This is a genomic window from Duganella sp. Dugasp56, assembly GCF_047304105.1.
Classification (GTDB): Bacteria; Pseudomonadota; Gammaproteobacteria; order Burkholderiales; family Burkholderiaceae_D; genus Rugamonas; species Rugamonas hordei.
The window spans coordinates 26,916-37,798 of sequence record NZ_JBGLYQ010000063.1 but is presented as its reverse complement, the minus strand read 5'-3'; the positions used below and the strand labels follow the sequence as shown (position 1 = coordinate 37,798).

8 protein-coding genes and 1 pseudogene are annotated in these 10,883 nt (G+C 65.4%); 7 read left to right on the top strand and 2 right to left on the bottom strand.

Features of this window, described 5'->3' with window-relative positions; all coding sequences use genetic code 11:
* The 5 genes and pseudogenes from ACCD07_RS29745 to ACCD07_RS29725 form a co-directional block, all read left to right on the top strand.
* Positions 1-282: pseudogene (locus ACCD07_RS29745) on the top strand (ABC transporter ATP-binding protein); the annotation flags it as partial.
* 9 nt (positions 283-291) lie between these two features.
* Positions 292-1,530, top strand: a complete 1,239-nt coding sequence (locus tag ACCD07_RS29740; RefSeq protein ID WP_413449411.1) for an ABC transporter permease — start codon at positions 292-294, stop codon at positions 1,528-1,530.
* A complete protein-coding gene (locus ACCD07_RS29735) occupies positions 1,530-2,729 on the top strand; it encodes an ABC transporter permease (protein ID WP_413449410.1) in 1,200 nt (399 codons plus the stop codon). Before ACCD07_RS29740 ends, ACCD07_RS29735 begins: the two co-directional genes overlap by 1 nt.
* Positions 2,730-2,732: 3 nt before the next feature.
* Positions 2,733-4,157 carry a sigma-54-dependent transcriptional regulator gene (locus tag ACCD07_RS29730; RefSeq protein WP_413449409.1) on the top strand — a complete coding sequence of 475 codons (1,425 nt, stop codon included), beginning with the start codon at positions 2,733-2,735 and terminating at the stop codon, positions 4,155-4,157.
* On the top strand, positions 4,154-5,518 hold the full coding sequence (locus tag ACCD07_RS29725) for a sensor histidine kinase (RefSeq protein WP_413449408.1): 1,365 nt from the start codon (positions 4,154-4,156) through the stop codon (positions 5,516-5,518). Before ACCD07_RS29730 ends, ACCD07_RS29725 begins: the two co-directional genes overlap by 4 nt.
* Here ACCD07_RS29725 and ACCD07_RS29720 read toward each other — a convergent pair.
* Entirely contained in the window at positions 5,515-7,230 is a 1,716-nt protein-coding gene (locus tag ACCD07_RS29720) for a methyl-accepting chemotaxis protein (protein ID WP_413449407.1), read from the bottom strand. The genes ACCD07_RS29725 and ACCD07_RS29720 overlap by 4 nt on opposite strands.
* A gap of 279 nt (positions 7,231-7,509) precedes the next feature.
* On the opposite strand from ACCD07_RS29720, the gene ACCD07_RS29715 reads away from it, so the two are divergent.
* Both ACCD07_RS29715 and ACCD07_RS29710 read left to right on the top strand, forming a co-directional pair.
* Complete coding sequence (locus ACCD07_RS29715) at positions 7,510-8,910, top strand: L-cystine transporter (protein ID WP_176654044.1); 1,401 nt, start codon at positions 7,510-7,512, stop codon at positions 8,908-8,910.
* Positions 8,911-8,976: 66 nt separating this feature from the next.
* A complete protein-coding gene (locus ACCD07_RS29710) occupies positions 8,977-9,225 on the top strand; it encodes a hypothetical protein (RefSeq protein WP_353405251.1) in 249 nt (82 codons plus the stop codon).
* A 59-nt stretch (positions 9,226-9,284) separates the two neighbouring features.
* Here the strand turns inward: ACCD07_RS29710 and ACCD07_RS29705 are convergent, their stop codons facing one another.
* Entirely contained in the window at positions 9,285-10,706 is a 1,422-nt protein-coding gene (locus ACCD07_RS29705; RefSeq protein WP_413449406.1) for an OmpP1/FadL family transporter, read from the bottom strand.
* Positions 10,707-10,883: the final 177 nt, after the last annotated feature.

Here is a 10,883-nt window from a genome sequence, read left to right as displayed (position 1 = left end):
AATGGCGGCCGCGGCGCCCGATTGGACAACTCCCCCACCCCGGGGGGGGGGGGCCAGCAGCCGGGGGGGGCTAGCGCCGGCGCCATGGGCGCCCCGCCGCTGGTGCTGCTGGCCGACGAACCGACCGGCAACCTCGACAGCAAGATGGGCCAGGAAGTGATGGACCTGCTGCTAAAGCTCAACAGCGAAGGCACGACCGTGGTGATGGTCACCCACGACGAGCATGAAGCCCGGCGCGCCGGCCGCATCGTGCGCGTGTTCGACGGCCAGCTGGTCGCTTAAGGAGTCCGCATGTTACGAAATTATTTGCTGACCGCCTGGAAGGTCTTCATGCGCCGCAAGCTGTTCACCGCGATCAACCTGTTGTGCATCGTACTGACCCTGGTCGTGCTGCTGGTGGTCACGGCCCTGCTGCAAAACACCTTCTACCCGACCGGCGTGGAAGGCAAGAGCGACCGCTTTGTGCAGATGGTCATGCTGCAGTCGACCCACACCGGCAAGAGTTCGCGCCGCACCGGCACGCTCGGCTACAAGCTGGTCGACCGGTATCTGAAGCCGCTCAAGCACGCCGAGCTGGTGTCGGCCGCCAGTTTCCCGCAGACGGTGTCGGTGTACCAGGAAGGCCAGGTCAGCGAAGTGATGATGCGCCAGGTCGATGCCGAATACTGGAAAATCCTCGACTTCAACGTGCTGTCCGGGCGCGTGCTCAACGCCGACGACCTGCAACAGGGCCGCATGGTGGCCGTGCTCAACCAATCGACCGCGCGCAAGCTGTTTCCGGGCCAGCAGTACCTGGGCCAGAAGTTCAGCGCCGGCGGCCAGGTGTTCACCGTGGTCGGCGTGGTGGAGGACGAAATGCACGTCAACGCTTTCTCCGACATCTGGGTGCCCATCACCTCGCAGCCGTCCAGCGATTACAAGAACAACCTGTTCGGTCCCTACATGGCGATGATGATGGCGCACTCGGTGGAGGAAGTGCCGGCGCTCAAGCAGGAAATCCTGAAGGCCGCCACCACCGTGCAGTACGACGATCCCACCATCTTCGACACTGCCAAGTTCTGGGGCGACTCCAAGCTGCAACTGTTCGCGCGCACGCTGCTGAGCGACCAGACCGAGGACGGCGGCGCCGCCAAGCTGCTGAGCGGCGTGGTGGCGGTCATGCTGTTGTTCATGGCGCTGCCGGCGCTCAACCTGATCAATCTGAACGTGGGCCGCATCTTGGAGCGCAGCAGTGAGATCGGCGTGCGCAAGGCCTTTGGCGCCACCGGCCGCCAGCTGGTGGCGCAACTGGTGCTGGAAAACGTGCTGCTGTGCCTGATCGGCGGCGCCATCGGCCTGCTGCTGGCCGCCGGCGTGCTGTGGTGGCTGGAAGGCTCCGGCCTGATCCCCTATCTCAAGGTCCACCTCAACCTGGCCGTGTTCGGCTACGGCCTGTTGATCACGCTGGTGTTCGGCGTGTTGTCGGGGGTGATCCCGGCCTGGAAAATGTCCCGGCTGGCGCCCGTCCACGCCCTGAAAGGAAACGCATAATGCTGCGCCACATGCTCAAATTGATCTGGAAACGCAAGTCCCGCAACATGATGCTGAGTCTGGAAATCATGCTGGCCTTCCTGGTAGTGTTCGCCATTGCCGCGTTCGGCCTGCGCTACTGGCAGCTGTATCAGCTGCCAGTCGGGCACGGCTGGCGCAACCAGTGGTCGGTCAGCATCCGCGCCGCGCAGGAACTGCCCAACGATTCCGCCGTGTTCGACAACTTCAAGCGCAGCCTGCTGACCATGCCGGAGGTGGAATCGGTGGGCTTCAGCTCCTTCTCCACCTACGAAATGTCGCGCTGGACCGAGGAGTACACGCTGCCCGACGGCAGCGGCGAGCTGACCGTGGACGGCATGGGCGTGAGCGACGATTACTTCGCCACCATGGACATGACACCGGTCGCCGGCCGCTTCTTTTCCAAAATGGACGATGGCGCCGACGCCGCGCCCACCGTCATCAACCGCAAGCTGGCAGAAAAATGGTTCCCCGGCAAGGAGCCGGTCGGCCAGTTGTTCGTGGTCAGGCGCGATGGCAGGAAGGGCGACGGCCAGCGCTACCGTGTGGTCGGTGTGGTCGACCAATACCGGTCGCACGGCGAATTCATGGACCCGGTGTACTTCATGCTGCCGCGCTGGATTCCGGGCAACGGCAAGGAGGCGGCCAACACCATCGTGCTGAAGCTCCGGCCCGGCACGCCGCGCATCTTCGAGGCCAGGCTCAACGCCAAGCTCAAGCAGATTCGCAGCGACTGGAACTACGTCATCACGCCGCAGGCGGACGCCCGTAGCTCGATGCTGAAGACGCAAATGATCCCGCTGGTGATCATGGCCGTGATCGCGGCCTTCCTGCTGGTGATGGTGGCCTTCGGCCTGTTCGGCGTGCTGTGGCAGAACACCACGCAACGCGTCCCGGAAATCGGCCTGCGCCGCGCGCTGGGTGCCGACGCCGGCGCCATCTACCGGCAGATCGTCTCCGAGCAACTGCTGCTCAGCAGCACCGCCATCGTGATCGCGCTGGTGCTGCTGGTGCAGCTGCCGCTGACCGGGGTGTTTGGCGACAGCCTGAACTGGCCGGTGTTCTTCGGCGCGCTGGCGCTATCGGCGAGCGTGATCTATCTGCTATCCTTGCTTTGTTCGCTGTATCCCGGCTGGCGCGCCGCGCGCCTGAGTCCGACCGAAGCGCTGCACTATGAATGAATAATGGACTCCACTCGCAAGCAACTCATCCTCATCATCGACGACGACAGCGCGGTACAGGTGTCGCTGGCCCTGCTGCTCAAGCAGTCCGGCTTCGACACCTTGTGCTGCGACGATCCGCAGCAGGCGCTGGCCGCGCTGGCCCGGCAGCCGGTCGACCTGGTCTTGCAGGACATGAACTTCTCGCTGCAAACCAGCGGCGAGGAAGGCTTGCAGCTGCTGGCCGCCATCAAGCAGGCCCAGCCCGCGCTGCCGGTGCTGCTGATGACGGCCTGGGGCTCGATCGCGCTGGCGGTCAAGGGCGTGCAGGCCGGCGCCGCGAACTTCTTCACCAAGCCCTGGGACAACTCCCAGCTGATGGCGCTGATCCGCACCACGCTGGAGACGGCCGCGCCGGCGCCGGCCGCCTGCCCCACGCGCCAGGCGCTCGACGCGCAGTTCGATTTCAGCGGCATCGTCGGCGAGCACCCGCGCCTGCTGAAGGTGCTGTCCACCATCGGTCAGGTGGCAGCCACCAGGGCGCCGGTGCTGATACTGGGCGAGAGCGGCAGCGGCAAGGAGCTGATCGCCGACGCCATCCACCGCAACAGCCCGCGCGCGGCGCGCGCCATCGTCAAGATCAACATGGGGGCGATCACGCCGTCGCTGTTCGAGAGCGAAATGTTCGGCCACGTGCGCGGCGCCTTCACCGACGCCAAGAGCGACCGCAAGGGCCATGTCGCCACCGCGCATGAAGGCACGCTGTTCCTCGACGAGATCGGTGAACTGAACCGCTCGGACCAGGTCAAGCTGCTGCGCGTGCTGCAGGACCAGACCTACCAGGCGGTGGGCGCCAGCCGCACCGAGCGGGCCGACATCCGCGTGGTGTCGGCCACCAACCGCGAGCTGGCCGAGCTGGTGGCCAGCGGCGAGTTCCGCGAGGACTTGTTCTACCGCCTGAACCTGATCACGATACGCCTGCCGCCGCTGCGCGAGCGGCGCAGCGACATTCCGCTGCTGGCGCGGCACATCATCGGCCAGGTCTCGGCCAGCTACGGACTGGGCCCGGCCAGCATCGCGCCGGCCGCGCTGGACTGGCTCAGCGCGCAGCCATGGCCGGGCAATATCCGCCAGCTCAAGCAGACGCTGGAACGCACGCTGCTGCTGGTCGGCAGGAGCGAGTTGAAGCAGGCCGATTTCATCGCCGCCGAGCAGCACGAAAACGGCGGCGCGATCGGCGCCCCCGGCCAGCGGCTGGGCGTGGACGGCATGACCTTGGAACAGGTCGAGCGCCACATGATCGCCAAGGCGCTGGAGCAGCACCAGGGCAACATCTCGCGCGTGGCCAAGGCGCTGGGCCTGAGCCGCACGGCGCTGTACCGGCGGCTGGAACGCCACGGCCTCGGCGCCGACGCCGACCAGGCTGAAACCGGCGAATCGCGCCCATGAGCCTGCGCCGGCGCTTGTACGCCTACCTGGCCGCCGCTCACCTGCTGTTCCTCGGGTTGACGATCACGCTGTTCCGCGACGCGCCGTGGCTGATGCTGGGACTGGAAGCGGCGGTGTTCCTGAGCTTTGCCGCTGGCGTGCTGCTGATGCGCCGCGCGCTCGAACCGCTGGGCTACACCCGCCACTTCCACGACCTGCTGCAAGACCAGCACTACGCCGCGCGCCTGCAGCAAAGCGGCGACGCCGAGCTGAACGAGCTGGTCCAGCTGTTCAACACCATGCTGGGCGCGCTGTACCGGGAGCGCCTGCAGATCGGCGAACAGCAAGGCTTCCTCGACCGCCTGCTGGAAGCCACGCCGAGCGCCGTCGTCGTGTTCGACTTCGACGGCCGCATCAGCCTGCTGAACGCCAGCGCGCAGGCGCTGCTCAAGCTGGACGACGCCAAGGGCAAGCCCTTGTCCGCGTGGCTGCCGCCGCTGGCCGTCGATGCGCAGACGGCCGGCGGCAATCCCAGCCTGCTGGCGCAGCTCGACGCCCTGCCGCCCGGCGACAGCCAGCTGCTGACCGACACCGACGGCCGCCGCTACCGGGGCCAGCGCGGCCACTTCTACGACCGCGGCTTCGCCCGCCATTTCCTGTTGATCGAGGAACTGACGCAGGAACTGGAAAGCTCGGAAAAAGCCACCTACGACAAGCTGATCCGCGTGCTGGCGCACGAGGTCAACAACACCGTCGCCGCCACCGGCTCGGTGCTGGACTCGCTGCTGTACTACCGCAGCCAGCTGGCCGAGCGCGACGGCGAAGACTTCAGCACCGCCATCGTCGCCGTCAAGCGCCGCAACGTCAGCCTGGGCGAGTTCATCGAGCGCTTCACGCGCGTGGTGAAGATGCCGGCACCGGAACTGCGCCCGGTCGCGGTCAAGGACTTGATGGACGACATCCTCTACCTGTACCGCGAGCCCTGCCGCAGCCGCGGCATCAGCATCGCCTGGCGGCATTGCGACGACGTGCCCGCCGTCGCCATGGACCGCCACCTGATGGAACAGGCGCTGCTCAACGTGGTGAAAAACGCGATGGAAGCGGCGGACGGCGGACCGCAGCCGGCATCCATCGAATTCGCGCTGGGCCAGGATGGCGACGGCCTGCGCCTGTCGGTCATCGACAGCGGCAACCGCCTGGGCGACGTGCCGGCGCGCCAGCTGTTCACGCCCTTCTTCACCACCAAGAAAGGCGGCCAGGGCATAGGCCTGCTGTTTGTGCGCGAGGTGCTGAACCGCCACGGCTTCCCCTACCGCCTGGCCGCGACCGGCGACGGCAGCACCCGCTTCGATATCTGGCTGCGGCCGGCAGCCGGCGCTTAAAACTCTTCCCAGTCGCCGCTGCCGCCCGTGTCGGCCGGCACAGCGCTGAGGCGCTTCTGCGGTTTGGCGGCGGCAGTCCGCACCACCGGACGCGCGGACGCGGGCAAGGACTTGACCGCTGGCGCAGGCTTGCTCGGTGCCGGCGCGCTGCGCTGCTCGCGATCGACCTTGAACACGCTCACCACGCGCTCCAGGTTGGCCGCCTGCTGCTGCATCGCTTCCGCCGCGGCAGCGGCCTCCTCCACCAGCGCGGCGTTCTGCTGCGTCACCGTATCCATCTCGCTGACGGCCTGGTTGATCTGCTCGATGCCCGCGCTCTGCTCGTCGCCGGCCGAGGCGATGTCGGCCATGATGTCGGTCACGCGCTGCACGCTGGACACCACCTCGTTCATGGTCTGGCCGGCCTGCTCCACCAGCTTGCTGCCGATCTCCACCTTCTCCACCGAATTGCCGATCAGCTCCTTGATCTCCTTGGCCGCCACGGCCGAGCGCTGCGCCAGGTTGCGCACCTCGGAAGCGACCACCGCGAAGCCGCGCCCCTGTTCGCCGGCCCGCGCCGCCTCGACGGCGGCGTTCAGCGCCAGGATATTGGTCTGGAAAGCGATGCCGTCGATGACGGCGATGATGTCGACGATCTTGCGCGACGAATCGTTGATCGCGCCCATCGTATCGACCACCTGCGACACCACCGCGCCGCCCTGCTGCGCCACCGCCGACGCCGACTGCGCCAATTGGTTGGCCTGGCGCGCGTTGTCGTTGTTGTGGCGCACCGCGCTGGTCAGCTCTTCCATTGACGAGGCCGTCTCCTCCAGCGAACTGGCCTGCTGTTCGGTGCGCGTCGACAAATCCTGATTGCCGCTGGCGATCTCGGTCGACGCGGCGGCGATCGTCTCGGTACCGGAGCGCACTTCGGTGACGATGCCGGCCAGGGCGTCGCGCATCATCTTCATCGCGTGCAGCATGCTGTGGCTGTCGTTGCCGCGGGTATCGACCACCACCGTCAGGTCGCCGGCGGCGATGCGGCCGGCGACGGCGGCCGCATAATCCGGCTCGCCGCCCAACTGGTGCAGCAGCGTGCGGCCGATGACGATGGCGGCCACGGCGCCGATCACGATGGCGATGCCGCTCAACACCAGCATCAGCAGCCGCGCACGCTCGTAGGCGGCGCTGGCGGCGGCGGTATCGGCCAGGTTCTGTTCTTTTTGCAGCAGCGCATAGTCATCCATGGTGTCCTGCCAGCGCTGGGTGGCCGGCGCGGCCTGCTTCATCAGCAGTTCGGTGGCTTCGGCGTCCTGGTTGGCCAGCGCCAGCGCCAGCACCTTGTCGGTCAGCGGCCGCGCTTCCTGCGCCGCCGCCTCGATGCGGGCCCGCAGCGCGGTGTCCTTGTCCGACGCAGGGAATTTATCCAGGGCCTCCTTCGCCTTGCCGTAGCCGGCGCGCGCGGCGGTCAGATGCGCCAGTTCGGCCTGCATATGGCCCGGCTCGGTCAGCAGCACCACGGTGCGCGTCACGCGCGCCGCCACATGCACCGCCTCCGACATCTCCTGCACCAGGTCGGTCCTGGCCACGTTCGTGTTGACGATATTGTCGAGCTTGGCATGAATCGTGCTCATGTTGAACACGCCCAGCGTGGCGATGAGCACCAACAGCGTCAAGACCAAACCGAAACCAAGACTGAGACGGGTACCGACTTTCATGTTTGCGATCGTCATACGAACACTCCTGCGGTTGGAAGCCTATGTAACAAATTGTACGCCAACACTTAAGTTGGTTTTGTAAAATTTCCGAAGGCAAACATACAAAAAACCACTGAGCCGGACAGGCGAAAACCTCATATCGATATAGCCAAATATTCGACTTTAAAGGGATTTTGGCGGACTTTATATGCAGTAACACCTTTAAAATAAGCAATTCCGTCACCGGCTGGTAAGACCAACGGCACGCCAAGGTGACGATCAATGACTATTTATTTTCGTAGCGAAGGGCAGACGATGGCGATCAACGTGATTCTCAACTTGCTGGCGGCACTGGTGTTGCTGGGCCTGCTGTACGCGCTGCAGCGCCGGCACGCATCCTTTTCGGTGCGCGTATTCACCGGCATGGGGCTGGGCGTGGTGCTCGGCGCGGCGCTGCAGGCGCTCTACGGCGCCAGTTCGGCCGAGCTGAAGCTCACCGGCGACTACCTCGACATCGTCGGCTCCGGCTACGTCAAGCTGCTGCAGATGATCATCATGCCGCTGATCATGGTCTCCATCATTTCCGCCATCATCAAGCTCAAGGGCATTAACTCGCTGGGCAAGATCAGCGCGCTGACCATCGGCACGCTGATGCTCACGACGCTGGCGGCGGCCGCCATCGGCATCGCCATGGCCAAGGTGTTCCACCTGACGGCCGTCGGCCTGACCGCCTCGGCCGCCGACATCGCGCGCGGCGTCTACCTGCAAGGCAAGGTCGAGGCGGCGCAGGCGATTTCGCTGCCGAGCATGCTGCTGAGCTTCATCCCGGCCAATCCCTTCCTCGACATGACCGGCGGGCGCAAGACCTCGACCATCGCGGTGGTGATCTTCTCGGTGTTCATCGGCATCGCCGCCACCGGCATCCACGACAAGAAGCCGCAGATCTTCGCCGCGTTCGAACATTTCATCCAGGTCGCGCACGCGATCGTCATGCGCATCGTCACGCTGGTGCTGCGGCTGACGCCGTACGGCGTGTTCGCGCTGATGGCGCAGGTGGTGTCGACCTCCAGCTACGCCGACATCCTGCACCTGATCGACTTCGTGCTGGCCTCGTACAGCGCGCTGCTGCTGATGTTCCTGGTGCACCTGCTGATCGTCGGCGGCGCCGGCCTGAACCCGGCGCGCTACGCCAGGAAGATCCTGCCGGTGCTGACCTTCGCCTTCACCTCGCGCAGCAGCGCCGGCGCCATCCCGATGAGCGTGCAGACGCAGACGCTGCGCCTGGGCACGCCGGAAGGCATCGCCAATTTCGCCGCCTCGTTCGGCGCCACCATCGGCCAGAACGGTTGCGCCGGCATCTATCCGGCGATGCTGGCGGTGATGATCGCGCCGACCGTCGGCGTCGATCCGTTCACGCTGGGCTTCATCGCGCCGCTGCTGGCCATCATCACCATCGGCTCGGTCGGCGTGGCCGGCGTCGGCGGCGGCGCCACGTTCGCCGCGCTGATCGTGCTGTCGTCGATGAACCTGCCGGTGGCGCTGGCCGGCCTGCTGATCTCGATCGAACCGCTGATCGACATGGGCCGCACCGCGCTCAACGTCAGCGGCTCGATCACCGCCGGCACCGTCGCCAGCCGGGTGTTGGGCGAAACCGACCTGGCCGTCTTCAACAACGACGCCGAGCTGCCCATCGACAGCGAGCGCCAGGCCGCCTGATCGAAAAAACAGGGAACCGCCGGTGGTGCGGCGGGTCTAATTTTTTCCATGTAATGAAAGGAAAAAATGATGACTACCCTCACCCTTACCTCCCGTCTTTTACTGGGCGCGGCCATGTCGGTCGCTTTGCTGGGGGGCTGCAACAAGCGCCCCGCCGATCAGCCGACGCCGAGCGTGACCAGCCCTGAGCCGGCCACGCCGGCAACCACGCCACCGGCCAACACGACGCCACCGGCCACCACGCCGGACAACACCACGCCACCGGCCACGACACCACCGCCGGCACAAAATCCGCCGCCGGCCACGAATCAATAGGCGTAAAACCGCAGGCGTAAAAAAAGGGCCCGAGGGCCCTTTGACTACATGGTTCCGGCTTAGAACTTGTAGTTGTACGAAATGCCGACCAGCGACAAATGGGTCTGGAACAGGCCGCGCGTGGTTTCGCCGTTGCCGGTGCAGGTGGTCATCAACGGATTGCAGTTGTTGGTGTAGTTGATCTTCGCATCCTTGAAGTCCAGGTAGCTGTAGGCGAAGTCGATCGACGAGCGGGCGTTGAGCTTCCAGTTGGCGCCGACCGAATACTGCATGCGGTCGCTGTCCGGCAGCGCCGGGTGGGTCAACTCGGCGCTTTGCACCGGCGATTCGTCGTAGGCCACGCCGGCACGCAGGGTCAAGGCTTCGTTGTAGGCGTAGTTGCCGCCCAGCGAAACGCGCACGGTGTTCTTCCATTGCTGGCGGATCACTTCGGCGCCTTCGGTGGTGCCAGGGAACTGGATGTCCAGGTCGCCCATACGGTTGTGGCGTGCGAAGGTCACGTCGGCCATGCCGGCGAACTTCGAATCGAACTGGTGGAACACGTTGGCCGACAGCGTCTCAGGCGTGCGCAGCGACACCAGCGCGGCCGAGTTGACCTTGTGCGACGACGCCGACAGCACGCCGTTGACGATAGGGTCGGTGGTCACTTTCGAGAAGTCCCATACGGTGCTGCCTTTCAGCTGGTGCGAGATCGACGAGCGGTAAGCCAGGCCGAAGCGGGTGTTCTGGTCCAGCGTGAACAAATAGCCCAGGTTGAAGCCCCAGCCCCAGTCCTTGGCGTCGTTCGAGCCGTGGGCGTCGCCCGCCGTGCGCAGCAGCGCAGGGTTGCCGCCCAGCGCGGCGATCTGCCTGGCCAGCAGCGCGCCTTGCGCGGCGCCGGGGCCGCTCGACAGCGCGGCGATGGTGCCCGGCACGTCAACCGCCTGGCCCAGCTCGGCCTTCATGAATTCCGCGTCGATACCGAAGCCGAAGGCGTGGTGCTCGTTCAGCTTGAACGATGCCGACGGGTTCAGCGTGACCGATTCCAGCTTGACGTCGGACAGCGCGTAGCGGCCGTTCCAGGTGCTGCCGTAGTTGATCTTGGTGCCGTACGGGACAAACAGGCCCAGGCCCACTGCCCACTGGTCGTTCAGCTTCTTGCTCAGGTACAGCGATGGCGCGGTGACCGAATCAGGCACATAGTCCTTGGCCGCGGTGCCGCCGGTCGGCTGGCCGGTGAAGTGGGTCGAGCCGCTGTCGGTGAAGGTCGAGTGCGGCAGGACGACGGTCGCGCCGCCGCTGATCTGCATGCCGTCCAGGCGCGACAGGCCGGCCGGGTTGTAGAAGATGGTCGATGGATCGTTGGCTTCGGCGGCGTTGGAATCGGCCGTGCCCTGGCCGGAGATGCTCTGCGAGCCGAAACGGTAGCCGGACGCGTTGGCGCCGGCGGACAGGGCGCTCAGCGCGGCGGCAATGATCAGGGGCAGGTATTTGTGTTGCATGGAGGTCTCGCTTTATAGGGTGGTTTTTTAGCAGGAAGGCCAGCAGCATACTACATTCGTAAAACAATTCAAAAGGCAAGTCGTTAGAGGAGGAATACTAATTAAAACCTTGAAACCGAGCACTTGCTCTGCATCCAGGACGTAAAAAAGGACCCGAAGGTCCTTTTTTATTCCTTT

Bases quoted from the DNA above. Each gene is read 5' to 3' on its own strand.
- ACCD07_RS29730 (WP_413449409.1), top strand. From the start codon at position 2,733: ATGGACTCCACTCGCAAGCAACTCATCCTCATCATCGACGACGACAGC.
- ACCD07_RS29715 (WP_176654044.1), top strand. From the start codon at position 7,510: ATGGCGATCAACGTGATTCTCAACTTGCTGGCGGCACTGGTGTTGCTG.
- ACCD07_RS29720 (WP_413449407.1), bottom strand. From the start codon at position 7,230: ATGACGATCGCAAACATGAAAGTCGGTACCCGTCTCAGTCTTGGTTTC.
- ACCD07_RS29740 (WP_413449411.1), top strand. From the start codon at position 292: ATGTTACGAAATTATTTGCTGACCGCCTGGAAGGTCTTCATGCGCCGC.
- ACCD07_RS29705 (WP_413449406.1), bottom strand. From the start codon at position 10,706: ATGCAACACAAATACCTGCCCCTGATCATTGCCGCCGCGCTGAGCGCC.
- ACCD07_RS29710 (WP_353405251.1), top strand. From the start codon at position 8,977: ATGATGACTACCCTCACCCTTACCTCCCGTCTTTTACTGGGCGCGGCC.
- ACCD07_RS29735 (WP_413449410.1), top strand. From the start codon at position 1,530: ATGCTGCGCCACATGCTCAAATTGATCTGGAAACGCAAGTCCCGCAAC.
- ACCD07_RS29725 (WP_413449408.1), top strand. From the start codon at position 4,154: ATGAGCCTGCGCCGGCGCTTGTACGCCTACCTGGCCGCCGCTCACCTG.